A 25,708-nucleotide genomic window follows, 5' to 3' on the forward strand; every position below is an offset into this window, starting at 1 on the left:
ATTAATTTCATTTTAAATGGAAAACAAAAAACCACCGCTAGCAACCGAGATACATCTTGCAGATTTAGAAAAACAATTAGAAGGTAGCTTATCCTGGGATTCAAGCAGCCGTTTGTTATACGCAACAGATGCAAGTGTTTATAAAGAAATGCCTTTGGCTGTAGCTGTTCCAAAGACCAAAGAGGATATTCAAAAAATAATTAATTTTGCCCGAGAAAATAAAACAAGTATTGTTCCTCGAGCCGCAGGAACCTCACTTGCAGGACAAGTGGTGGGCAACGGAATAATTGTGGATATCTCGCAAGAGTTTACTAAAATACTCTCTTTAGATACCCAAAACAAAACCGTTTGGGTAGAACCCGGAGTTATCCGTGACGAATTGAACTTGTATCTAAAGCCATACCAATTGTTTTTTGGCCCCGAAACCTCTACTAGTAACCGATGCATGATAGGCGGCATGGTTGGCAACAATGCCTGTGGTGCTAGATCGGTAATTTACGGTTCTACCCGAGACCATTTATTAGAAATAACTGGTTTTCTGGCAGATGGTAACCAAGTAACCTTTGGGGCTTTAACCAACGAAGAATTTGAAGAAAAATGCCAAGGAGTCAATGTGGTTAGCCCGCTTGAACAAGCAATTTATGTACAAATAAAAGCGATTTTATCCTCTGCAGAAAACACGCATTTAATAGAACAAAATTTTCCAAAAAAATCCATCCCCAGAAGAAACACAGGATATGCCCTAGATTTATTAGCAACAAGCATGCCTTTTAAAAATTCTGAAGAAAAATTTAATTTTTGCAAATTAATAGCTGGATCCGAAGGAACTTTATTTTTTTCTACTGCCATAAAACTAAATCTAGTAGAGGCTCTAAAACCCTTAGCTGCATTAATATGCGTGCATTTTGACAGCATTAACGAAGCCTTAAAGGCAAATTTGGAAGCGCTAAAATTCCAACCTAATAGTGTGGAATTAATAGACCATTATATCTTAGATTGTACCAAAGAAAACCTGGAGCAAAGCAAAAATCGTTTTTTTGTAAAAGGAGATCCCAAGGCCATACTGGCTATAGAATTTTTGAGAGATACCCCAGAAGAAATAGCACAAATTGCCAAAGAGATGGAAGCACAGATGCGTTCTAAAAACTTAGGACACCATTTTCCTATTGTTTATGGCGAAGATACCAACAAGGTTTGGAGTTTAAGAAAAGCTGGATTAGGGTTGTTATCAAATATTCCTGGAGATGCAAAAGCAGTAGCGGTAGTAGAAGACACTGCCGTAGATGTAAACGATTTACCTGATTTTATTGAAGAATTTAATGCCATTTTAAAACAACGGAATTTAAATTGTGTGCATTATGCCCATGCCGCAACCGGAGAGTTACACTTGCGCCCTATACTTAATTTAAAAACCAAAGAAGGAACTGAGCTCTTTAGAACCATTGCTACAGATATTGCTCATTTAGTAAAAAAATACAAAGGCTCTCTTAGTGGCGAACATGGTGATGGAAGATTGCGTGCAGAGTTTATTCCATTAATGCTTGGTACCGAAATTTACAACTTATTTTTGCAAATAAAACACAGTTGGGACCCCTGGAATGTTTTTAACCCCGGAAAAATTGTGAACAGTCCGCCAATGGATACCCACCTGAGGTATACAGCTGGACAAACCACTGCTCCTATTGAAACCTATTTTGATTTCTCAGAACAAAACGGCATTCTGGCTGCTACTGAAATGTGTAATGGATCTGGTGATTGCCGAAAAACAGAAAAAAGCGGTGGTACCATGTGTCCAAGTTATATGGCTACACGAAACGAAAAACACACAACCCGCGCTAGAGCAAATCTATTGAGAGAAACCATTACTCATGGCAGCACTGAAAACAAATTTGACAGCAAAGCCCTTATAGAGGTTCTTGACTTGTGTCTGAGTTGCAAAGGTTGCAAATCCGAGTGTCCATCAAATGTGGATATGGCAAAACTCAAAGCCGAAACCTACCAACATTATTACCAAAAAAACGGCATTAATTTTAGAACATTACTTATTGCCAACACGCCAAAAATAAACCAATTTTTTGCAGCTGCTCCTTGGTTATACAATTTATCCACCAAAGGTATTTTGGGTACTTTAATCCAAAAAACAACTGGCTTTACAACCAAAAGAACGTTGCCTTTGATGCATCACATTACTTTTGAAAAATGGATGGAAAAACACGTTCAAGAAGGAAATTTTGTACACGGAACCGTTTATTTATACAACGATGAATTTTTAAACTACTACGACGTTGCAATTGGTCAAACAGCAGTAAAGCTATTAAACCGTTTGGGATATCAAGTAATACTACCCAAAATTGGCATTAGCGGCCGTACCTATTTGTCTAAAGGAATGCTAAAAGAAGCTCGTGAAATTGCCGAAAAAAACATTATCGATTTTGAAAAAGAACTACCCAAAACCCAGGTTTTAATAGGCATAGAACCCTCGGCAATACTTTCCTTTAGAGACGAATATCCTGACTTATGCCGTGGCGATTTGAAAGAAAAAGCAAAAAAAATTGCCAGCAGAACCTTACTAATTGAAGAATTTATAGCACAAGAAATAGAACACGGAAGGATAACTTCGGATCAATTTACAGACAAACCCGAACGCGTACGCATGCATGGACATTGTTTTCAAAAAACATTATCTTCTGTGGTACCATTAAAAAAGATGCTCATGTTGCCTAAAAACTACCAGGTTCTAAACATCCCAAGTGGCTGTTGCGGAATGGCGGGTTCTTTTGGTTATGAAAAAGAGCATTATTCCCTTTCTATGAAAATAGGAGAACTTGTTTTGTTTCCTGCCATCCGATCCGAAGAAAAAAGTACTCTTATTGCTGCTTCTGGAACTAGCTGTAGGCATCAAATTGCGGATGGAACCAAACATGAGGCCCAACATCCGGTTGTTATACTGTATAGTGCCTTAAAATAAATATAAAGAGCTTAAAACAATGGTACTTATTTTAGAACTATTGTTTTAAGCATTCTTAGATTCAACTCATAAATACTACAAAAAAAGCCTCACATTACTGTGAGGCTTTTTAGTATAAAAAAGTGGAGAATTATTTTTTCTCTGATTTTTCCATTTTAGCTTTCAAGGCAGCTAATACATCGTTACTATCTCCTAGAGTAGCAGCTGGTGCATTAGTGTTTGAAGCAGAAGAAGTGTTTTCTGTAGCGGCTTTCACATTTTTCTCTTCTTCTTCACGGAAGATAGCAGTGTGAGAGGCAACTACTCTTTTGAATTCTTTGTTAAATTCAATTACTTTGAACTCAGCAGATTCTCCTTTTTTCAATTTCTTACCATCTTCTTTTTCAAGGTGACGTGTAGGAATGAAAGCAACGATATCGTCTCCAAATTCTACTGTAGCTCCTTTATCAACAATCTCAGCAATTTCACCTGTGTGGACAGTTCCAACAGCAAATGAACCTTCGTATTGATCCCAAGGATTAGGAGTAGTTTGTTTATGACCTAAAGATAATTTACGTCCGTCAACATCTAATTCTAATACTACAACATCTAGTTTTTCACCAACGTTTACAAACTCAGATGGGTGTTTGATTTTCTTAGTCCAAGATAAGTCAGAGATGTAAATTAATCCATCAATTCCTTCTTCTAATTCTACAAAGATACCAAAGTTAGTAAAGTTTCTAACAATACCTGAATGTTTAGAACCTACAGGGTATTTAGAAGTAATATCTGTCCAAGGGTCTTGAGACAATTGTTTGATACCTAATGACATTTTACGGTCATCTCTATCTAAAGTTAAGATAACAGCTTCAACAACATCCCCTACTTTTACGAAATCTTGTGCAGAACGTAAATGAGTAGACCAAGACATTTCAGAAACGTGGATTAAACCTTCAACACCTTCAGCAACTTCGATGAAAGCACCGTAATCAGCGATTACAACTACTTTACCTTTTACTTTGTCTCCAATTGCTAAGTTAGCATCTAGAGCATCCCAAGGGTGTGCGTTTAATTGTTTCAATCCTAATTGAATTCTTGTTTTCTCATCATCGAAATCAAGGATTACAACATTTAATTTTTGGTCTAATTCTAGAACTTCAGATGGGTGGTTAATTCTAGACCAAGAAAGATCCGTAATGTGAATTAATCCATCAACTCCACCTAAGTCAATAAAGACACCATAAGAAGTAATGTTTTTAACCACACCTTCTAATACTTGTCCTTTTTGTAATTGACCAATGATTTCTTTTTTCTGTACTTCAATATCCGCTTCAATAAGCGCTTTGTGAGATACAACAACGTTTTTAAATTCGTGGTTGATTTTCACAACTTTGAATTCCATTGTTTTGTTTACGTAAACATCGTAATCTCTAATTGGTTTAACATCAATTTGAGATCCTGGTAAGAATGCTTCAATTCCGAAAACATCTACGATCATACCACCTTTAGTTCTGCATTTTACAAAACCATTAACAATTTCACCAGTTTCGTTTGCAGCAATAACTCTATCCCATGATTTGATAGTACGTGCTTTTCTGTGAGATAAAACTAGTTGTCCAGTTTTGTCTTCACGGATATCAATTAATACTTCAACCGTATCCCCTACTTTTAAATTTGGGTTGTAACGGAATTCGTTCAAAGAAATTACACCTTCTGATTTTGCGTTGATATCAACAATAACGTCTCTATCTGTAATTCTAACAACAGTACCATCTACTACTTCTTCTTGGTCTGTAGCGATGAATGTTTTAGATACTAATTCTTCAAATTCTTGTAAGTTTTTCTCATCTACTGGATCAATACCTTCTTCAAAGTTATGCCAGTTAAAATTTGCTAAAAACTCTTCTTGTGATTGGATTTGTTCAGACATGCTGATTAAAATTTGTATTCTGTATTTTCTTGAGTTTCATAAAGTAGCAGAAAACAACAGAAGTTGTTTGTATAATTAATTTATCCCTAATGGAAACTCTTATCCACCAAAAGGTGTGCAAAAGTAATACTTTTTTTTGAAACAACAAAAAATTAATTCAAAGACAAGTTATTGAAAATCAGTAACAAAATATCTGGACCTATTGCAGATTTTGAGCTTGCTATCGCTTTTTTTTATACAAAGTTTAGAAATACAGTGTTTGCCAGATGGTATCTGATAAGTAAATAAGCGACCCAAGGATTTTTAAACTAGGTTTTTGAAGGTATAAATAAGCTAAACCTATTGAAGAATTAGTGGTTTAAATCCAGAATCTCTTTGGGATTGTGCTTGTACTTAAACACAAACGGAAAAATAATTGCAAGCACTAAAGCATAAGCGGCAAAGCTTAGCCAAATATGTTGCCATTGCCTACTACCATCTGCAAGGGTAAAATAATGCTCAATAAGATACCCACTAGCAAAACTTCCAATTAAAGCTCCAAAACCATTTACCATCATCATAAATAAGCCTTGAGCGCTTCCTCGTATTTTAGGATTGGTTTGGGTCTCTACAAATAAAGAACCCGATATATTAAAAAAATCAAATGCCATACCGTACACTACGCAAGACATAATAATCATCCATAATCCGTCTGTGGGATTCCCGAAAGCAAACAAGCCAAAACGCAATACCCAAGCCAACATGCTTAAAAACATGACGTATTTGATGCCAAATTTTCTTAAAAAAAACGGAATTGCTAGTATAAATAAAGTTTCGGATACTTGAGATACAGACATAATAATTGCGGGATATCTAACTGCAAGACTATCTTGGTATTTTTCTATGTTAGCAAAATCATGTATGTAGGTATCTCCATAGGCATTGGTTAATTGTAGCGCAGCGCCTAACAACATGGAGAAGGTAAAAAACACCGCAAATTTTTTCTGTTTGAATAACTCAAAAGCATGCAGACCCAATGCGTGAGTAAAAGTAGTTCGGGTATCTATTTTAGACATCGGAAGGCATTTTGGCAACGTCAAAGCATAGGTTGCTAATAAAAACGATACCGCAGCTGCAATATAAAATTGATTGGCAGAGGTTTCGTTATGCGTTAAACTCACTACCCACAAAGCAACTATAAACCCAATAGTACCCCAAATCCGGACAGAAGGATACTGTTTTACCACATCTAAATTAGCAGCAATCAAAGCATTATAGGCCACAGTAATGGATAAAGAAATAGTTGGCATATAAAAAAACATGTTTACAAGCATGACCCAAAAAAACGTAGTTGGGTTATCTACCATAGGCAAACAAACCAAAGACACGCCTCCCAAGAGATGGAGAATGCTGTATAATTTTTCGGCATTAATAAACCTATCCGAAATAATGCCTGTAAATGCTGGCATGAATACAGACGAAATCCCCATGGTAGAGAATATAATTCCGAACTCGGTACCAGACCAGTGTTTGTTATTGAACCAATAGGCACCAATGGTAAGCAACCAAGAACCCCAGATAAAAAACTGCAAGAAATTCATTAAAACCAACCTGTTTTTAATCCCAATCATCTGAATAAATTGTTTTTATTAGTTCCTGTAAACATAACTACCTAAGGCAATACTTGACTTAAACCACAACAAGTACGTTTGTTACCAATTGCATTACTAAGTCAAATTGGGCTTCTTTGGTAAGGTTGGAGTTGTCTATAGTTGTTGCATTTGGGGCTATTTTTAGAGGAGAATTTTCTCTATGGGTGTCGATATAATCGCGCTCCTCAACATTTTTCAAGACTGCTTCGTGGGTTACCAAATCTCCTTTGGCAAGCAACTCCTGGTAACGCCTTTGTGCTCGGGTTGCAGCCGTTGCTGTCATAAAAATTTTAAGCTCTGCATCCGGAAAAACCACCGTACCGATATCCCTTCCGTCCATTACAATGCCTTTGTCTTTGCCCATTTGCTGTTGTTGCTCTACTAATTTAGAACGCACTTCTGAAATTTCAGCTACTTTGCTCACAAAACCAGAAACCGCAATTTTCCGAATTTGTTGCTCTACATTTTCATCATTGAGAAACATCTCTCCATACCCTAAATCTTCATTAAATTTAAACTGCAATTTTACCTCTGCCAAAACTGCAATTAAGGATTCTTTATCAAAAAAACCGGCACCAATATAGCCTTTTTTCATAGCAAATAACGTTATTGCACGGTACATAGCACCAGTATCTACGTAGGCATATCCTAGTTTACTGGCCACTTGTTTTGCTAAAGTAGATTTGCCTGTGGATGAAAATCCATCAATTGCAATGGTAATTTTTTTATTCAAAATATTATTTTTCAAAATTTATTGTTAATCCAAACAAACTAGTATTGCCCGCTAGAGTGTACCTAGAATACGAATAGTTAAATTTTAATTTGTTAAATTTTAATCCAAAACCTAATGCGACTCCTGAAAAATTGCGTTTTTCAAGAATTCGTAATTCTTCGGCTCGCCTAAAGTTGTATCCCAATCTTAAATTAAATGCTTTTTGAGGAAACAGCTCTACTCCAATAATTGCATGTCTTAAGGCATTGTTTACAAAAGAAACGTTCTCTTGGGTAGTGGTGCCCTCTAGTGTAGTTATGCTTCTTTCTGGATTAGAAAAAGCAACATTCCACTGCTGTAAATTCTCTAAGGTAAGGTGCCAGCGTAAAGGAACATGATCCAGCTCTTGAGACACGCCTATAAGTATCTCTAATGGCAATTTTTCGTTAATTTCAGAATAGCTAGTAAATTGCATTCCTACATTACGGATTGCCAAAGCCCAGTTAACGTCATTGCGCTCGTCTATAAATAAAAACCCTAAATCTAGGGCTCCTCCTAAAGAGTGGTAGCGTTCTAAGGTGGACGATATTAGTTTTGCATTGGCGCCTACATACATGGTGGTATACGGAATATTGTAGGCATACCCGAGGGATAATGCGGCTTCACTTCCTGAAAAAGAATTGGTTTTTTGCCCCTTTTCATCATAGCCTTCAAAGCTTCCGTAATTTACATAATTAACCCCAGCATAAAATGTTTGTACATGCCTATCATAGGTGTACGCGTAGCCTGCGTTACCGTAGCTTACTTCTCCAAAATAGCTGCCATAATTCAAAGCCAAATGGTTGTGCATTTCTTGGTTTAAAGTAGCTGGATTAAAGTTTACTTGATTAACATCGTTATCATAAATGGTTACTGTTTTGCCTCCAAGTGCCGCTTGTCTGGGCGAAGTACTTAAGTTCAGAAATTGGTATGTTGCCTTTCCTCCTATTTGCGCCTGAGAAAAAACAGACAGCAATAAGAAAAAGTATAAAACCTTCTTTTTGAATAGTTGCATCATAGTATTTAGTACCAGCGAAGATAAAACTATAATATTAGTAATACCTTTTTTTTTGGCATCTTAAAAATAAAATAAAATTCCAAAATCGTTGTTTAGTATAGTATAAACTAGATTTTGGAATATATAGTATCTTGATTTAATAAACTTTACAGATTTTTTTTGTTTTTAACATCTTGATCTGTTACTGCAATTTTTAAAACCTCATTCATTTCTTTTACAAAATGAAAGGTCAGTCCTTGTATATACTCTGGTTTTATTTCGTCAATATCGCTTTTATTTTCTTGACATAAAATAATTTCTTTAATGTTGGCTCTTCGTGCTGCTAGTATTTTTTCTTTGATCCCTCCTACTGGCAATACTTTTCCTCTTAAAGTGATTTCTCCTGTCATGGCAATGTTTTTCTGAACTCTTTTTTGTGTAAACAAAGAAACCAACGAAGTTAACATAGCAATACCCGCACTTGGACCATCTTTGGGTGTAGCACCTTCTGGCACATGTATATGGATGTTATATTTGGACAAAATATCTGGGTTAATCCCTAAATGTTCTGCATTTGCTTTGATATACTCTAGTGCAATGGTTGCAGATTCTTTCATTACTGTACCTAAATTACCAGTAATGGTCATGGTTCCTTTTCCGGGAGAAATAAGGGATTCTATAAATAAAATATCTCCTCCTACGCTAGTCCATGCTAATCCAGTAACCACTCCCGCAACATCGTTGCTCTCGTATTTATCTCTTCCTAGTCTAGCTACTCCGAGTACTTTGATAACATCCTCATCGGTTACTTTTTTGTTGTAGGTCTCTTCCATGGCAACAGATTTGGCTGCATTTCGGATTACTTGTGCTATTTTGGCTTCTAAACCACGGACTCCAGATTCTCGGGTGTAGCCTTCTACTATTTTTTCTAGTTGTCTTTTTCCAATGGTTAAATCCTTAGGCGTAAGTCCGTGTTCTTTTAATTGTCTTGGAAACAGATGTTGTTTTGCAATTTCTATTTTTTCTTCGGTAGTGTAGCCAGACATTTTGATGATTTCCATTCGGTCTCGCAATGCCGGCTGAATAGCGCTCATGTTGTTAGAGGTGGCAATAAACATCACTTTAGATAAATCATATCCCATTTCCAGAAAATTATCATAAAAAGAGTTGTTTTGTTCTGGATCCAAAACTTCTAACAAAGCAGAAGATGGATCTCCTTGATTGCTATTGGATAGTTTATCAATCTCATCCAAAACAAAAACCGGATTAGAGGTTCCTGCTTTTTTAAGGCTCTGAATAATCCTACCTGGCATGGCACCTATGTAGGTTTTTCGGTGGCCTCTAATTTCAGACTCATCGCGCAAACCACCCAAAGAAATACGCACGTATTCTCGGCCTAGCGCTTTGGCTATAGAACGTCCAATAGAGGTTTTTCCGACACCCGGAGGCCCTGTTAAACAAATAATTGGCGACTTCATATCGTTTCGTAATTTTAAAACGGCCAAATGCTCAATCATTCTTTTTTTAACTTCCTCTAGGCCAAAATGATCTTTGTCCAGAATTTTTTGAGCACGTTTTAAATCAAAGTTATCCTTAGAAAAGGTATTCCAAGGAAGATCCAAAAATAGCTCTAAATAATTTCGTTGAATCCCAAAATCTGGGGCTTGCGGATTCATGCGGCGCATTTTGGATAGTTCTTTATCAAAATGTTGTTGGGTTTTTGGGTCCCATTTTTTGGTTTTTGACTTCTGGAGCATTTCGTCCATTTCTTCCTCCTGAGATACACCACCTAATTCTTCCTGGATGGTTTTCATCTGCTGGTGCAAAAAATATTCTCTTTGCTGTTGGTCTAAATCAAAGCGTACTTTGGATTGAATATCATTTTTTAATTCTAATTTTTGCAATTCAATATTCATGTACCGAAGTGTTTCTAAAGCCCGAGCTTTAAGATCACTAATGGCCAATAAATCTTGTTTTTCTTTTACGGTCAAATTCATATTTGAGGTAACAAAATTGATCAAGAAAGATTGGCTTTCGATATTTTTGATAGCAAAAGTAGCTTCACTCGGAATATTAGGACTCTCCTTTATGATTTGTATCGCTAGTTCTTTTACAGAATCTAATATTGCCAAAAACTCGGTGTCTTTTGGACCCGGACGACTTTCGTCAAAATTGCTAATGGTTGCTGTTAGGTATGGCTCTTCGGAGACCACAGCATCTATTTCGAAGCGTTTTTTACCCTGCAAAATTACCGTAGTATTTCCGTCAGGCATTTTTAAAACCCGTAGAATTCTGGCCACTGTTCCAATGGTATGGATGTCTTCTTTGGTAGGATCTTCGTCTTCTTCATTTTTTTGAGCCACCACTCCTATGATTTTTCCGGCAGCATTGGCATCATCAATCAATTTTATCGATTTGTCTCTGCCGGCTGTAATTGGAATTACTACCCCAGGAAACAAAACCATATTACGCAACGGCAGTATTGGCAAGGATTCTGGCAATTCTTCCTTAATCATTTCCTCTTCGTCTTCTGGCGTTAACAAGGGTATTAATTCTGCTTCTGAATCAAATTCATGAAGTGACAAATTGTCAATAGTAAGTATTTTATGATTTGACATAGTATATTTAGGTCTTTTTGTCATTATTTTTTTGTGGAAACAACAAATATAGGCCAAGGTTGGTATAAAACATCCCTTATTGCCTCATTATTCCTTTCGGGATATAAAAAAAGCAATCACTATGCCATTTTAAAACAATGGGAATTATTTAACGGAGTTGGGCTTTTGCATCGTAGATAATACTATAAATCCAAGCAGAAAGAAAACCGCTAGTATAAAAAAAGAATCTCGCATAGAGTTGGTTATGGCTCCTACAAACCCGAAAATAAAAGTCCCTACCACTATGGCTATTTTTTCGGTAACATCAAAAAAACTAAAATAAGTGGCGTGTTCTTGGGTTTCGGGCAGCAATTTTGAATACGTAGAACGAGATAAGGATTGAATGGCTCCCAAAACCATTCCAATTGTTGCTCCAAGAGCATAAAATTGTGCGTCTATATTTGGACTTTTTGCATTTAGAAAATAAGCGGCCACGCAGATGCCTCCCCACAATGCTATGGTTATTTTTAGGGTTGAAATGTTGCCTATTTTTTCGGAAATTCTAGAAAACAGATAGGCTCCAAAAATAGCCACAAAATTTATCAGCAAAATAATCAGAATTAATTTGCTGGTATCAATTCCTAATTCTTTTTTGCCATACAGACCCGCCAACAAAATTACCGTTTGAACTCCAATGCTGTACAAAAAAAAAGCGGTCAAAAATTGTTTTAAACTCTTTAACTCTTTTAAGCTTGCCAAAACCACCCTGAGCTCTCTGAATCCTTTAAAGATATACTCTTTTTGTGGTTTTTTATTAAACACATTATTGGGTAAATGATAAAAAGTAATTTGTGCAAAACCCATCCACCATATTCCAACTATTACAAATGAGATTCGGGCTGGCAAAGAAGCATCTGTGATCCCAAACCACTCGGGTTTCATTACCATTGTCAAGCTAAAAGTAAGCAAGATTAAAGACCCTAAATACCCAAACATAAATCCTTTGGCACTGACTCTATCGTGCTGTTCTGGGGGAGCTATTTCGGGCAAATACGAATTATAAAAAACAATACTACCCCAAAAACCAATGCTCGCCAAAATGGTTCCTACAATGCCTATCCATAACGTATCTTGTCCTTTAAAGAAAAACAAACTAATCACGGAGAACGATCCTAGGTAACAAAAAAATTGTAAAAACTTTTTTTTGTTACCTGTATAATCTGCAATTCCGGATAAAATGGGAGACAATAGTGCAACCATCAAAAACGAAAACGACAGGCTATAGGACAATAAGGAGGCGTTATTAAAATCTGTACCCAAAAAGTGTACTTTACCGTTGTTATTGTTGGTAACCGATTCGTAATAAATAGGAAATATTGCTGTGGTTATCACTAAGCTATAAACAGAATTTGCCCAATCATAAAATGCCCAAGCGTTGATTAGCTTTGTGTCTCCTTTTTGTACTAATTTCATTGGATGGTTTTTTTGGTACTAATTTATTCCTTTTATCCAAAGTAACACACAAAACAGGCTGTTTTTTAGGTCTATTACTCTTTTTTTAAAACAACAAAGCCAATTTAAAATAAATCAAATTGGCTTTGGAAAGTGGTTTCTAATACTTATTTGAATTTTACTCCAAATTTTGCTGCTGTAGCTTTTGCTTCGGGTATCATTGCTTTTAAATTAGCAATTCTGGTGGCGTCAGAAGGGTGGGTGCTCATAAATTCTGGTTGTGCAGCTCCATTTGCATTGGCAGCCATTCTGGTCCAGAATGAAATTGCTTCTTCGGGATTGTATCCCGCAATAGCCATTAAGGTCAATCCTATTTTGTCTGCTTCGCTTTCATGGCTTCTACTAAAGGGTAGCATTACTCCTACCTGAGATCCTAAACCATAGTATTGTTGCCACATTTGCTGTTTTTGCTCGCTCTGTCCTCCTGTGGCTACAGCAACTCCAACTGCTCCTAAACTTTGTAGTTGCGAAGCGCTCATACGTTGTGCTCCATGATTTGCTAATGCGTGAGAAACCTCATGCCCCATTACGGTAGCCAAACCGGCATCGTCTTTTGTGATAGGCAAAATCCCAGAATACACCACAATCTTACCTCCAGGCATGCACCAAGCATTTACATCCGGACTTTGTACTAGTTTGTACTCCCAGCGGTAATCGTTTAAATAAGCCGTTTGCCCTAAAGAGGCTAAATATTTTTCTGCTGCTAATTTTATTTTTACCCCTACGGTTTCTACCTTTTTGGCATCAGCCGTACCTGAAATCACTTTGTTTTCTTTCAAAAAAGTGCCATATTGCTGAAATGAGGAAGGAAATAATTCGCTATTGGATACAAAGTTTAGTGTTTTTTTGCCGGTTAAAGGATTTGTAGCGCAAGAAAACAGAAGTCCTATGACTCCTAATCCTACTACTATAGAATGCTTTTTCATGTTTGTTTTTTTTTAATAGGTAACAAAAGTACAATTATAATTAAATTATCATTTATAAAATTTACTTCAATTGTATCTTTTTTTTGACTTGGTTATACTCCAGTTATATGCACTACATGAAATTCTTTGGCTACTTTCAAAAAGCCTTCTTTTTTATAGGAAACTTTATCATACGAATCTTTTTCGTTATTAATCGCAATGGTGCTTATCTCAAAAGGTAAACCTATTAATTTTATTTCATAATGGGTGTAATTAGTTTCAAATTTACCTTCTTTGTGTAGTTGAATAATAACCTCGTTGTCTCTACCAATTACCTGAAAGGTCAAAAAACTGTATCTTCCTTTTTTATAATCGTACCCATCTTGAGCATCTTCATAAACAACGGATTTTTCTATTCCTTCTTTATAATAAACCTCTAATGTTAACACATCAAATTCCAACTCTTCTACATATTGCTGAACGGGGTATTTAGGCAAGATAGTGCCTGCTTTTACAAACAAGGGGATTTCGTCAAATTTAGTATCTACCCACATTTCTCTACCTCCGCTAACTCTCTCATTGGTCCAATAATTGTACCAAGATCCTCTGGGTAGGTACATTCTTCTTCCTGAAGAATTGGGTTCTAAGATAGGACATACTAAAATTTGATTTCCAAAAATAAACTCATCGTTACGATAATGGGTTTGGATATCCTCTTGATCATAATACACCAAGGGTTTAAGCATAGGGATGCCTTCTTCTATATATTGCCAAAACATGGTATATAAATAAGGTAACAATTGGTATCGGAGGTTGATAAATTTTCGGGTAATATCCAATACCTCCACATCAAACGCCCATGGCTCTTGGTTGCCGTGATCTCCTGAAGAATGGGTTCTGCAAAAAGGATGAAATACGCCTAGCTGGATCCAGCGTGCATAGAGCTCTCCTGAGGGTTGTTCTGCAAATCCTCCAATATCCGAACCAGTAAATCCCATTCCTGAAATAGACAACCGCTGTACCTGAATATTGGCTAGCCATAAATGTTCCCAAGTAGCTACATTATCTCCAGTCCAAGAGGAGCTATAGCGTTGCGTACCCGAATAGGCGGATCTGGTGATAATAAAAGGTCTTTTGGGGTAGGTATATTTCTTGACGCCTTGGTAGGTGGCTCTGGCCATTTGCATGCCATAAATATTGTGTGCTTTTCTGTGGCTACAAGGGTTTCCGTCATAATCGTGCCGCACATCCATTGGAAAAGTTTTGTTTGGCACCTCCATAACTGCTGGCTCGTTCATATCGTTCCAAACTCCCTTGACTCCTATTTCGGAAATTAACTCTTTGAACAATCCTGCCCACCATTCTCTAACCTCTGGATTGGTATAGTCTGGAAAATTACATTCTCCTGGCCATACCTTGCCTTTCATGTAAGGACCATCGGCTCTTTTGCAAAAAAAATCTTTTTCTAAGGCTTCTTTATATACAAAATAATCGGTGTCGATTTTTATACCTGGATCTATGATCACTATGGTTTTAAAGCCATTATCGCTTAACTCGCTAACCATTCTTTTGGGGTCCGGAAAATAATTTTTATTCCAAGTAAAACATCGAAATCCTTCCATATAATCTATATCCAGATAAATAGCGTCACAGGGTATTTTTAGGGCTCTAAATTTGGCCGTGATTTCTTTGACGTTTTTTTCGGGATAATAGCTCCATTTGCATTGATGGTACCCAAGGGCCCACATTGGCGGCAGCTCTGGTTTGCCTGTTAGGTCGGTGTATCTGGTAACTACTTCTTGCATTTGGGGACCATAGATAAAGTAATAGTTCATCTCGCCTCCTTCGGACCAAAAACTGCTAACGTTTCTGCGTTCGTAACAAAAATCAAAGAAGGTTCTAAAAGTATTGTCAAAAAATATTCCGTAGGATTGGTTGTTTTGCAACCCAATGTAAAAAGGAACTACTTTGTATAGCGGTTCTTGGTCTTTTTGGTAGGCATATTGGTCTGTGGCAAAGTTTTCTACTCGTTTGCCTTTGAGGTTCATTTGAGTGGCTTTGTCTCCTAGACCATAAAAACTTTCGCCGTCTTTAGAAACCTTGCTCATTTTGACAATATTGCCTCCAAACTCATAACTTTCTTCCCAATGAAAACCCAATTCGTCTTCTAACAATACGTTGTCTTGTAAGTCATAAATACAAACCCGTAGATCTGATTTTTGGATAACGCATTTGAGTTTACTGGTTATTATTTGGTACGATTCGGTTTTGTCTACTACCTCCAAAAAGTTGTATCCATGCGTATGGTTATCGTCTATTGCGTATGAAAAATCCGTACTAAAATATCCTTTGGTAGTGTATCTAAATCGGATTAAGCTATCTCTTAGGACCGTAACCTTCAAGATAACATTATTGTCTGTATAAAAATAAACGGAGTCAACGTTTTGATCAAAAGAAACAATTTTAGAGGGATATAAATTTCCTTTATATTCTAATTCTGTGTTTGTAATCATAGGATGGTAAATTAATTATTTTAGGCTTAGGATAAGGAGTAAACGTACAAAAAAAACTTTGTTAGCCACTAAATACCAGCCAATTGTTAACAAAAAGGTTACAATAACAACCCATAGAATACTAAAAATTTAAGTTTTTAAAAATACGGCATACACAGGCTATAGAGGCAACTAAAACGGTGTTTAAATGTATGTACTCTCTTGGAATTTTTATTTTAAATTATTTTAAAAACACTAATCCCTAAAGGAGCTAATTGTATGGCTGCAGAATAAGCTCTTGCGTCATAAGCAATCAATTCTATGGGTATCTCTATAGCGTTTTGGAGGTTACTCCCACCATAAATTTTTGCATCCGAATGAAATATTTCAACCAAATTTCCTCCTCTTGGAATGCCTATTCTGTAATTATCCCGAACTATTTGGGTAAAATTACACACCACCACCAAATCATCTTTGGTGTTGTTTCCTTTTCTGATAAAGGAAAGTACGGCATTTTGATGGTCCGAATAATTAATCCATTCAAAACCATCGTGACTAAATTGTTTTTCGTGCAAAGCGGGTTCTTTTTTGTAGAGGCTATTGAGTGCAATTATTAGTTCTTTAATTCCGTTATGATAGGGATATTGTAACAAATGCCAATCCAGACTTTGCTGAAAATTCCACTCCTCACTCTGACCAAATTCACAGCCCATAAACAATAATTTGGCTCCCGGATGGGTAAACATATAACTGTACAGCAAACGTAAATTAGCAAACTTTTGCCATTCATCACCAGGCATTCTGGTTGCTATAGATCCTTTGCCATGCACTACCTCATCATGGGATAGCGGAAGCATAAAGTTTTCGGAAAAAACATAGGTCATCGAAAAAGTCAACTCATTTTGATGGTGTTTTCTATAAACCGTTTCTTTTTTAAAATAATTGAGCGTATCGTGCATCCAACCCATCATCCATTTCATTCCAAATCCCAATCCGCCCATGGAGGTAGGTCTGGATACCATCGGAAAGGATGTGCTTTCTTCGGCTATGGTTTGCACGTCGGGATAGTTTGCATAAACGGCCTGATTAAACTCTTTTAAAAAACTAATGGTATCTAGGTTTTCATTGCCGCCATAACAATTAGGCTCCCACTCTGTTGCAGCTCTGGAATAATCCAAATACAACATCGAGGCAACTGCGTCTACCCGCAGCGCATCTGCGTGATAGAGTTGCAACCAAAATAAGGCATTGCTAATTAAAAACGAACGTACCTCGTTGCGTCCGTAATTAAAAACCAAACTTTTCCAGTCGGGATGGTAGCCTTTTCTGCGATCCGGGTGTTCATAGAGATTGGATCCGTCAAAAAAACCCAAACCATGACTATCATCCGGAAAATGGGAAGGAACCCAATCTAAAATCACACCAATCCCTGCCTGATGTAGTGCATCTACCAAAAACATAAAATCTTCTGGCTTGCCAAATCGGGAACTAGGCGCAAAATAACCCGTTAATTGATAGCCCCAAGAAGGGTCATAAGGATACTCCATAATGGGCATAAACTCTACGTGAGTAAACCCCATTGTTACAACATAGTCTACTAGATCTGTAGCAAATTCGGTATAAGTCAAAAAACGATTATCTGGCCCCTTGCGTTTCCAAGAGCCTAAATGTACCTCATAGACTGAATAGGGTTGGTCTAGACTATTGTGTTGGTGCCTTTTTTGCATCCAATTGGCATCTTTCCAGTTATAGTCTAAATCCCAAACAACAGAGGCAGTATTAGGGGGTTGCTCACAGTAAAAAGCAAATGGATCTGCTTTTTCGGTGGTTATTGCATTCGTATTGGATTGGATTTTATATTTGTAAAGGGCTCCTTTTTGAATCCCTGGGATAAAGCCTTCCCAAATTCCTGAGGCATCCCAGCGTACTTCTAATGGATGCGCATCTTGACTCCAATAATTAAAATCTCCAACTACCGAAACGGCTTGTGCTGTAGGTGCCCATACGGCAAAATAAACCCCCAGAACGCCTTGTCTTTCTATACAATGTGCTCCTAGCTTTTCGTACAAACGATAATGCTTGCCAGCTTTGAATAGCTCAATATCAAAATCAGTAAAAAGGGAATGCGAAAATACGTTATTCATATCAGGCTATGGTGTTGCTAATTGGTACCAATCAGGCTATTGTTGTTGTTTTTTTTTGAAAAAGTATTATTCTATTCTAAAATTATCTGGTAGGATAGATCCTTTTTTGATCACTACAATACCTTCTCGGATGGCATATAATTCTGTAGAAAAATCCTCTAAATGAGCGCCTCCATTGATATAAACGCCGTTACCAATTCGGACATTTTTATCTACCAATGCATTGTTTATAAAACAATCTTCGCCAATACCTATCCAAATTTTATCTTTGTTTTTATCTTTCGCAATTTCTTCCTCGGTTTGATAAAAATCATTACCCATTACATACGAATTTTGAATTATGGTGCCTTTGCCAATTTTGGATCGGATGCCTATAACGGATTTCTTTATTTCCTTAGCACTCACAATACAACCTTCAGAAATCAACGATTTTTCTATCAAAGAATGGTTAAATTTAGAAGGAGGCAACAACCGCGGTCGGGTATAAATTTTGTTTTCGTTGTCAAACAAATTAAACTTAGGAATGTCTTCTGTCAAGCCGATATTTGCTTCAAAGAAAGAATCTATGTTTCCTATATCAGTCCAATAGCCTTCGTATTGGTAACTCAGTATTTTGTTTTTTCCTACTGCTTGGGGTATTATTTCATTTCCAAAATCCTTTGTATCTGGATTAGACATTAACTCTACCAGTAGTTCTTTATTAAATATATAAATACCCATGGAGGCCAAGTAGTGTTTCTCTTGGCTCTTCATCTCTGGGCTTACGTCCGATTTCCAATCCGGCAAAAGCGTTTTGTTTGGTTTTTCTATAAATGCCGTTATGAGGTTTTCTTTATTGGTTTTCATAATACCAAATTCAGGAGCATCTTTGGCATTTACTGGTAGTGTAGCTATCGAAATTGCTGCTCCAGATTTCATGTGCGCTTCAATCATCTCGTTAAAATCCATTTGATAAAGTTGGTCTCCCGAAAGGATTAAGGCATAATCAAATTCGTGGCTCAAAAAATGGGGCATGCACTGTCTAACAGCATCTGCGGTTCCTTGAAACCATTTGGGATTGTCTGGGGTTTGTTCTGCTGCCAGAATATCTACAAATTCTTGACTAAAGGCGTTAAATGTATAGGTGTTTTTTATGTGGGCATTTAACGATGCAGAGTTAAATTGTGTGAGTACAAACATTCTTTTAATGTCTGAATTCATACAATTAGAAATTGGAATATCAACCAGTCTATATTTTCCAGCAATGGGCACCGCTGGTTTGGATCTAGTTGCTGTTAGGGGGTACAATCTGGATCCTTGTCCGCCACCAAGAATAATCGAAATTACATTTTTGTTTTTAACTTTCATATTTATGGGTTAATTAATAGGTTGTATAACGCTAAGTATTCTTGACATACACGCTCCCAGGAATGATCCTCAAGCATTCCTGAAAGTAGTATTTTAGTAAAAGCTGTGGTGTCTTTGTATAGCTTTGCTCCTCTTTGGATCGAATAAATAATATCTTCTACCGAAGCTTGGTTGTGGCTTATTCCGTTACCGCCATCACCAAAATCAATCACGGTGTCTTGTAGTCCTCCCGTTTTTCTAACAATAGGCATCGTACCATAGCGCAAGGCATACATTTGGTTCAAACCACAAGGCTCCACCCGCGAAGGCATTATTAAAAAATCAGAACCAGCATAGATCAAATGAGCCAATTCTTCGTTATAACCAATATAGGTGTGGTAATTTCGTGGATAACTCCCCTCTAGGGCGGTTAGTTGTTTTTCAATATCTGGATTGCCAGATCCTAGAATTAAAACAGTAATTTCTTGGGGCATTTGTGCCAACACCGCTGCGATTGCTTGTGGTAGCAAATCGGCTCCTTTTTCTTCATAGAGTCTTCCTATAAAAGAAAACAAGGGTTGGTTTGGGTCTAGATTAAAAAGAGCACACAAGGCTTTTTTATTTTCTTTTTTGCCTATTTCAAAAGTTTGCGTATTGTAATTACTCTTTAAGTAGCTGTCTTTATTAGGATCCCAAAGCTGTGTATCAATGCCATTCAAGATGCCTTTGGATTTGTAACGCATACTTCTAAACAACGTTTCTAATCCATTGGCCTGTTGGTTAATTTGGGTCAAGTAGCTAGGCGAAACCGTAGTGATCTGCCAGGCACACTTTATGGCTGCTGCCAAAGAATTAATACAATGATCCCAATCCAGCAAATAAACGTATTGCAAATCAAATTCAGGCAAATAATGTAGTTTATCGTAGCCAAATTGCCCTTGATACAACCCATTATGAATCGTAATAATCGATGGAATAGATTGCAACGCCTGATATTTGTAGGCATACTGCATCAAAAACGGAATCAATCCAGTATGGTGGTCATGGCAATGCACACAATCCGGCAGGTTATCTCTGGATACAAGCCAGTCTAGAGTAGCAATTTGAAAAGAAACAAAACGTTCTATATCATCTGGATAACTATATATATCCGGACGATCAAAAAACTCGGGCAACGCTACAAGATAGAGTTCAAAACCCAATTTATTGGTAGTTTCTTTTAAAACATCAAACGCATACGCAAATTCACCCAACTGAATTGTTCCAGAATAAACATTCTCAAAAGAGTTTTCTTTTTTAAACTTCGTGTCATAAGCTGGTAGTACCACCTTTACATTCTCTCCAGCTGCCGTTTGGTATTTAGGCAAAGCGCCCACTACATCTGCCAAACCACCCACTTTTGCAACGGGATAACACTCCGCACTAATATGAACTATATCCATGAGTTACCTTTTTACTTATTTACTTATTTTTACTTATCTCAAATAATTTCGTCCGCAACAAGCAGGATTAAACCTAATTCAAATTAGCAATAAAACCATATCTCTTCAAAAAATACAGTACATTTATCTTTTCTAAAATTAGTAAAAATTAAACAGAAAACACCCCCAAATAAAAATTTATTAAAATGCCAAAAAAACATTCAAAACCTGCACAATCTATAAAAATACCTACACTAATTTTAAAGAGTATTAAAATTATCTCTTACCTCTCTCCTAAATTAACCACACGGCTTGCCTTCAAACTATTTACAAGCCCCATAAAGTATCCCATGCCCAAGCGAGAACTAGAAATGAACACCAACAGTACCCAAGAAAAACGCAACATCCCAGCCATAAACAAACAAGTAGTCGTTTACCATTACGGCAAGAGCTCCCGCAAAGTACTGCTGGTTCATGGTTGGTCCGGTCGCGGCACCCAATTGGTAAAAATTGCCGACAGCTTAATCCAAGCAGGATACGCTACAATCAGTTTTGATGCACCCGGACACGGAAAATCTCCCAAAAGCAGCAGCAATATGGTAGATTTTATTGCTACAATTCAAGAAATCAACAAACACTACGGCCCCTTCGAAGCCGCCATTGGCCATTCCCTAGGAGGCATGTCTGTATTGAACGCCATAAAAGAAGGCCTACCTCTAAAAAGTGCCACCATAATAGGCAGCGGAGACATCGTTCAAGACATACTACAAGACTTTATAACAAAACTAGAATTGCCGCCAAAATATGCCCTACTCTTAAAAATCCATTTTGAAAAAAAATACGCCGGCAGCATGGCAGACTACTCCGCCTACAAAGCAGCCCAAAAAACCACCATTCCGTTGCTGATACTACACGACCAACAAGATCTTGAAGTACCCGTAAAAGCAGCACAACACATCTATCAAAATGCCCCCGATGCCAGCCTTATACTGACCGAAAACTTAGGCCATCGCAAAATTTTGGGAGACAACAAAGTAGTCCAAAAAGTTTGTAACTTTACCCAAAAACATTCCTAAACCAAACAATCATGGACTACCCACTACACAAAACCGAGGCCCAATGGAAAAAAGAACTAGGCCCAGAGAAATACCAAATACTACGCCAAAAAGGCACCGAAAGACCCCACACAGGCACCTACAACCTGCATTTTGAAAAAGGCACCTACTGCTGTGCAGCTTGCGCAGAACCCCTCTTTGCTAGTGACTCCAAATTTGACGCCCATTGCGGCTGGCCCTCCTTTGATGCAGCACTACCCAACAAAGTAAAAACCGTACTAGACAAATCCCACGGCATGCTACGTACCGAAATCGTATGCACCAATTGCGGCGGACACCTAGGGCATGTATTTGAAGACGGCCCAACCAAAACCAAACAACGTTACTGTGTCAATTCATTATCCGTAGCCTTCACCCAAAAACAAAACCCCTAAAACCTTTCTTTTTTTTGGGGTGCCCTCCCTAAAAAGTCCGGTCGTGCTATCCGTTCCAAGTCCTCGCACCTCCTGCGTCGGGCTGTGGGCTATCCACTACTATCACTCACCCAACACAAAAAAAGGTCCCCCAACAAAAAAGCAATTGCATCACCAGAGATACAATTGCTTTATAAAAGTTGTTAGCATTTCTAAAAACTACACACAAATTCTGGCTACAATTTCAGAAACCAAACCAATCTCCGTAGTATTCTCAATAGTAGGTCCAGCCACCCAAACCGTTTTATAAGTCACCTCCGTAGCAGCCTTGGTTACTGCATTCGAACCAATCATGTACCGAACCATTTTAACCCATTTCTTCAACGCCTTATTTTTATTCAAAGTTCTTTCAATCCAAGTCTGCTTTGTGCCCACCTTCTGGACATAAGGCGTATTTATAACCGTACAAGGAGTTCCCGAAATTTTTTCGGTCACCACAATATCTTTCGCCTTATAATCCACACAAGCCTGTTTGTACTCCTGAGACACCCCAGACTCCACCGAGGCTATAAAAGGACTCCCCACCGAAACTCCAATAGCACCATAAGACAACATGGTATCCAACTCCGCCTTAGTGCTTACTCCGCCTGCCGATATAACCGGCAAATCGGTGTTTTGGTTCAACTCCTTTATCAATTCTTCAGGAGATCTGTTGCCTCTATGTCCACCTGCTTGGTTGTTGACCGCAATTAAAGCATCTGCTCCCAAAGCGGCTACCTTTTGGGCAAAAGCCAAATCCGTTACGTCACAAAAAACTTTAATCCCAACTTTATGAGCAGCTGCAATAGTCTCTTCAGGAGAACCCAAAGAGGTAATGATAAAATCTACTTTTTCTTGGCACAAAACAGCCAATTGGTCTTTGTATTTAATATTTGATTTATTAACAATCAAATTATATCCAAAACTCCCACCAGCTACTTTGGCCTGTTGCAACTCCTTAATAGAGTCCCGGAGCTCCTCTAGGGTTCTATAATTCAAAGCCGGAATACATCCAGCAACACCCGACTTCATGCCTTCAATTACCATTTTAGTATTCGAAACCAAAAACATAGGAGCCATAATCAAAGGGTACTTGATTTGTAATAACGAAGTAAGTGTTGGTTTTATCATTTTATTTTCTTTTTTTAGAATAATAACAAATATAATTCAATTTAGTATGCGTGCCTAGTATTTTTAATACAAAAACAGATTCGTCTTTGCATGATCTCTTTTTAAACAAATCCGTAATAAAAACAATTAGGACTACAGCTCAAAACCTTGGTTCACAGCAACCAATATAGTGCTTTTAAACTACAAAATTCTAAAATTAAATACAAAAGAGGCTATAGATATAGCATCCATAGCCTCTTTTTAACTAACTAAAATAAACAAGTGTTTTTTTTAAATCCAATACCTAAAAATCAATACAATTGCTTTTCAAATAGATTTAGAATTAAAAATAATACTAAAGTTACATAAAATACAAATACAAACCCTAATAAAGAGACCAAAATCGATTGTTTTAACAACAAATAACAGATTTTACTTACCATACTATAATTAAGGAGACAATCGTTCTATCTTCCAGCTATAATCCTCTTGACTAGTGTACCGGATTCTGTCATGCAAACGGTTGGGTCTGCCTTGCCAAAATTCTACCGTGATAGGAACTACCAAATAACCGCCCCAGTGTTGTGGCCTAGGTATAACGATACTCTCGTATTCTTGCTCGAGTTTGGATAAATTTTGTTCCAAATAATCCCTAGAAGAAACCACCTCGCTTTGGTTAGAAACATGGGCACCTAATTTGCTGCCATCCGGACGAGAGTCAAAATAAGCATCCGATACCATTTCGTGGGTTTTTTGGGCAATTCCTTTAATGATTACTTGACGCTCCATTCCATGCCAAAAAAAAGAAAGACACACATTTGGGTTGGCCGCAATTGCTTTTCCTTTTTCAGAATTGTAATTGGTATAAAAAATAAATCCTTCTTCGGTAAATTTTTTCAAAAGCACCACTCTTGATTTTGGAAAACCATCGGTACCAATTGTAGCTACTGTCATAGCGTTTACCTCTTCGGTACCACCAAATTCTTCTGTTTCATGAAACCATCTATGAAATAGGTTTATTGGGTCTTCGGGAACATTGGTTTCTAACAATTCACTCTTTTCGTAGGATTTTCTATAATTACTCAGATCATTCATCGTGTGCTTTTTTTATAGGTTATACGTATAATTGGTTAAAATTCAAAGCTTTTACCATCTTCTGCCAGTAAAACATCTGGAAACACCTCCATGGCTTCTTGCGCAAACAAAGTAGTGTTTTTATAACGTGTAGAATAATGACCCAAAATCAAGTGCTGTACTTTGGCCTTGAGTGCAATTGCAGCGGCTTGTTTTGCGGTAGAATGCATGGTTTTAGCCGCTAATGCCGCTTCCGACTCTAAAAAAGTAGCCTCATGGTAGAGTACATCTACGTTTTCTAACAAAGGGATCAGAGCTTCATTATAAGCAGTATCCGAACAAAAGGCATAACGCATGGGCTTGGGCGGGTCAAAAGAAAGTGTTTTGTTATCTAATACCTCTCCCGTATCTAAGGTAATATCTTTGCCGTTTTTAATGTTTTGGTAGTAACATTTTTCAATGTTGTGGTGCTGAACTGCGGCAATATTTAGGGTTCTAGGGGCGCTTTTTTCTTCAAACAAAAAACCGTTAGTATAAATCCGATGTTTTAAAGGCAGGGTTTTTACCACAACTTTATCGTCTTGATAAATTAGGGTACTTTCGGTGGATTCTAACTCATGAAAAATTAACTTATAATTAGTCCAAGAGTTGGCTAACTTTAGCTGTAGTATTATAATTTCTTTTATTCCTTTTGGGCCATAAATATGTAAATCTGTAGTTCTGTTGAGTAGCATAAAGGTCGAAATTAGCCCTATTAGCCCAAAAAAATGATCCCCATGCAAATGAGAAATAAAAATACGGTTAATTTTAGAAAATTTTATTTTGTTTTTGCGCAGCTGTACTTGTGTCCCCTCACCACAATCAATTAGAAATAGTTGGTTTTTTATTTCTACTATTTGTGCCGTAGGATTGGTAAAGGTACGTGGTGTGGCAGCATAGCAGCCAAGTATAGTTAGATTCAATCTAAAAAATTATGGGTTAATCTAAAGCAAGGTACTACCGCAATAGTAAGGTCGATTTAAAATCCTAAATCTCGGGTTATTTCGTCCATTTCAATAATATCATGGGCTTCTAACAAGGATGGAACTACTATTAATGCTTCTGTAACGGCGTTAAAATCTATGGCGTCTGCTACAATTACAAAAGATTTTTGGGCGTTTGTATGTTGTTCTGCAAGGGGCAAAAACAGTTCTAAATCGGTATTATTAAGCGCTTTATAACTCAAAAGATCGATGGTGATGTTCTGCTTTTCAAAAGTTTTATATTGTTGGGTCACTTTAAGTATAAAAGAGGCCAAATCTCCTTGTGTATCTTTAAGTATAACGGCATGTGCTTTATGGTCCACTTTCATTGTGTTTTGTTTA

The 25,708-nt window shown here is 37.3% G+C and carries 18 protein-coding genes; 3 read left to right on the forward strand and 15 right to left on the reverse strand.

Annotation, left to right across the window (positions count from 1 at the left end):
* Positions 1–16 precede the first annotated feature (16 nt).
* A complete protein-coding gene (locus LB076_RS11070; RefSeq protein ID WP_066335514.1) occupies positions 17–2,968 on the forward strand; it encodes an FAD-binding and (Fe-S)-binding domain-containing protein in 2,952 nt (983 codons plus the stop codon).
* A 130-nt stretch (positions 2,969–3,098) separates the two neighbouring features.
* Here the strand turns inward: LB076_RS11070 and rpsA are convergent, their stop codons facing one another.
* The 11 genes from rpsA to LB076_RS11125 all read right to left on the reverse strand — a co-directional run bounded on the left by rpsA (position 3,099) and on the right by LB076_RS11125 (position 20,674).
* A complete protein-coding gene (gene rpsA, locus LB076_RS11075) occupies positions 3,099–4,877 on the reverse strand; it encodes a 30S ribosomal protein S1 (RefSeq protein ID WP_066335515.1) in 1,779 nt (592 codons plus the stop codon).
* Positions 4,878–5,227: 350 nt separating this feature from the next.
* Positions 5,228–6,484, reverse strand: a complete 1,257-nt coding sequence (locus LB076_RS11080; protein WP_066335738.1) for a nucleoside permease — start codon at positions 6,482–6,484, stop codon at positions 5,228–5,230.
* A gap of 61 nt (positions 6,485–6,545) precedes the next feature.
* Positions 6,546–7,256 (reverse strand): (d)CMP kinase, encoded by a 711-nt coding sequence (gene cmk / locus LB076_RS11085; RefSeq protein WP_232505651.1) that lies wholly within the window; start codon positions 7,254–7,256, stop codon positions 6,546–6,548.
* Positions 7,246–8,277 carry a type IX secretion system protein PorQ gene (gene porQ, locus LB076_RS11090; RefSeq protein WP_425598050.1) on the reverse strand — a complete coding sequence of 344 codons (1,032 nt, stop codon included), beginning with the start codon at positions 8,275–8,277 and terminating at the stop codon, positions 7,246–7,248. The genes cmk and porQ overlap by 11 nt, the downstream gene beginning before the upstream one ends.
* A gap of 146 nt (positions 8,278–8,423) precedes the next feature.
* Positions 8,424–10,874: an endopeptidase La gene (lon, locus tag LB076_RS11095; protein WP_066335745.1), complete on the reverse strand. Its 2,451-nt coding sequence runs from the start codon at positions 10,872–10,874 to the stop codon at positions 8,424–8,426.
* A 144-nt stretch (positions 10,875–11,018) separates the two neighbouring features.
* On the reverse strand, positions 11,019–12,326 hold the full coding sequence (locus tag LB076_RS11100) for an MFS transporter (protein WP_066335518.1): 1,308 nt from the start codon (positions 12,324–12,326) through the stop codon (positions 11,019–11,021).
* 146 nt (positions 12,327–12,472) lie between these two features.
* Positions 12,473–13,291 carry a M48 family metallopeptidase gene (locus tag LB076_RS11105; protein WP_066335520.1) on the reverse strand — a complete coding sequence of 273 codons (819 nt, stop codon included), beginning with the start codon at positions 13,289–13,291 and terminating at the stop codon, positions 12,473–12,475.
* A gap of 92 nt (positions 13,292–13,383) precedes the next feature.
* On the reverse strand, positions 13,384–15,783 hold the full coding sequence (locus LB076_RS11110; RefSeq protein ID WP_066335522.1) for a glycoside hydrolase family 31 protein: 2,400 nt from the start codon (positions 15,781–15,783) through the stop codon (positions 13,384–13,386).
* Positions 15,784–15,998: 215 nt separating this feature from the next.
* On the reverse strand, positions 15,999–17,906 hold the full coding sequence (gene glgB / locus LB076_RS11115) for a 1,4-alpha-glucan branching protein GlgB (RefSeq protein WP_066335526.1): 1,908 nt from the start codon (positions 17,904–17,906) through the stop codon (positions 15,999–16,001).
* A 66-nt stretch (positions 17,907–17,972) separates the two neighbouring features.
* Complete coding sequence (locus LB076_RS11120; RefSeq protein ID WP_066335530.1) at positions 17,973–19,253, reverse strand: glucose-1-phosphate adenylyltransferase; 1,281 nt, start codon at positions 19,251–19,253, stop codon at positions 17,973–17,975.
* Between the two features lie 2 nt (positions 19,254–19,255).
* Positions 19,256–20,674 (reverse strand): glycogen synthase, encoded by a 1,419-nt coding sequence (locus LB076_RS11125; RefSeq protein ID WP_066335532.1) that lies wholly within the window; start codon positions 20,672–20,674, stop codon positions 19,256–19,258.
* Between the two features lie 185 nt (positions 20,675–20,859).
* Here LB076_RS11125 and LB076_RS11130 point away from each other — a divergent pair, with 185 nt between their 5' ends.
* Together LB076_RS11130 and msrB are read left to right on the forward strand one after the other, a co-directional pair.
* Positions 20,860–21,729 carry an alpha/beta hydrolase gene (locus LB076_RS11130; RefSeq protein ID WP_066335534.1) on the forward strand — a complete coding sequence of 290 codons (870 nt, stop codon included), beginning with the start codon at positions 20,860–20,862 and terminating at the stop codon, positions 21,727–21,729.
* 11 nt (positions 21,730–21,740) lie between these two features.
* On the forward strand, positions 21,741–22,142 hold the full coding sequence (msrB, locus tag LB076_RS11135; RefSeq protein WP_066335541.1) for a peptide-methionine (R)-S-oxide reductase MsrB: 402 nt from the start codon (positions 21,741–21,743) through the stop codon (positions 22,140–22,142).
* A gap of 198 nt (positions 22,143–22,340) precedes the next feature.
* Here msrB and LB076_RS11140 read toward each other — a convergent pair whose 3' ends face one another.
* The 4 genes from LB076_RS11140 to LB076_RS11155 form a co-directional block, all read right to left on the reverse strand.
* Positions 22,341–23,291 (reverse strand): NAD(P)H-dependent flavin oxidoreductase, encoded by a 951-nt coding sequence (locus LB076_RS11140; RefSeq protein ID WP_066335543.1) that lies wholly within the window; start codon positions 23,289–23,291, stop codon positions 22,341–22,343.
* A gap of 429 nt (positions 23,292–23,720) precedes the next feature.
* The gene (gene pdxH, locus LB076_RS11145; RefSeq protein ID WP_066335545.1) at positions 23,721–24,365 is read right to left on the reverse strand and encodes a pyridoxamine 5'-phosphate oxidase; all 645 of its coding nucleotides are present in this window, start codon (positions 24,363–24,365) and stop codon (positions 23,721–23,723) included.
* A gap of 35 nt (positions 24,366–24,400) precedes the next feature.
* Positions 24,401–25,306, reverse strand: a complete 906-nt coding sequence (locus LB076_RS11150) for a ribonuclease Z (RefSeq protein ID WP_066335546.1) — start codon at positions 25,304–25,306, stop codon at positions 24,401–24,403.
* Between the two features lie 56 nt (positions 25,307–25,362).
* Positions 25,363–25,695, reverse strand: a complete 333-nt coding sequence (locus LB076_RS11155) for a ribonuclease Z (protein WP_066335548.1) — start codon at positions 25,693–25,695, stop codon at positions 25,363–25,365.
* Between the last annotated feature and the right edge of the window lie 13 nt (positions 25,696–25,708).

It is taken from the genome of Flavobacterium crassostreae (assembly GCF_001831475.1).
Lineage (GTDB): Bacteria > Bacteroidota > Bacteroidia > Flavobacteriales > Flavobacteriaceae > Flavobacterium > Flavobacterium crassostreae.

Excerpts from the sequence above, each read along its gene's own strand:
- LB076_RS11070 (WP_066335514.1), top strand. The coding sequence starts at position 17 with ATGGAAAACAAAAAACCACCGCTAGCAACCGAGATACATCTTGCAGAT.
- rpsA (WP_066335515.1), bottom strand. The coding sequence starts at position 4,877 with ATGTCTGAACAAATCCAATCACAAGAAGAGTTTTTAGCAAATTTTAAC.
- porQ (WP_425598050.1), bottom strand. The coding sequence starts at position 8,277 with ATGATGCAACTATTCAAAAAGAAGGTTTTATACTTTTTCTTATTGCTG.
- lon (WP_066335745.1), bottom strand. The coding sequence starts at position 10,874 with ATGTCAAATCATAAAATACTTACTATTGACAATTTGTCACTTCATGAA.
- LB076_RS11100 (WP_066335518.1), bottom strand. The coding sequence starts at position 12,326 with ATGAAATTAGTACAAAAAGGAGACACAAAGCTAATCAACGCTTGGGCA.
- LB076_RS11105 (WP_066335520.1), bottom strand. The coding sequence starts at position 13,291 with ATGAAAAAGCATTCTATAGTAGTAGGATTAGGAGTCATAGGACTTCTG.
- LB076_RS11110 (WP_066335522.1), bottom strand. The coding sequence starts at position 15,783 with ATGATTACAAACACAGAATTAGAATATAAAGGAAATTTATATCCCTCT.
- glgB (WP_066335526.1), bottom strand. The coding sequence starts at position 17,906 with ATGAATAACGTATTTTCGCATTCCCTTTTTACTGATTTTGATATTGAG.
- LB076_RS11120 (WP_066335530.1), bottom strand. The coding sequence starts at position 19,253 with ATGAAAGTTAAAAACAAAAATGTAATTTCGATTATTCTTGGTGGCGGA.
- LB076_RS11125 (WP_066335532.1), bottom strand. The coding sequence starts at position 20,674 with ATGGATATAGTTCATATTAGTGCGGAGTGTTATCCCGTTGCAAAAGTG.
- LB076_RS11130 (WP_066335534.1), top strand. The coding sequence starts at position 20,860 with ATGCCAAAAAAACATTCAAAACCTGCACAATCTATAAAAATACCTACA.
- msrB (WP_066335541.1), top strand. The coding sequence starts at position 21,741 with ATGGACTACCCACTACACAAAACCGAGGCCCAATGGAAAAAAGAACTA.
- LB076_RS11140 (WP_066335543.1), bottom strand. The coding sequence starts at position 23,291 with ATGATAAAACCAACACTTACTTCGTTATTACAAATCAAGTACCCTTTG.
- pdxH (WP_066335545.1), bottom strand. The coding sequence starts at position 24,365 with ATGAATGATCTGAGTAATTATAGAAAATCCTACGAAAAGAGTGAATTG.
- LB076_RS11155 (WP_066335548.1), bottom strand. The coding sequence starts at position 25,695 with ATGAAAGTGGACCATAAAGCACATGCCGTTATACTTAAAGATACACAA.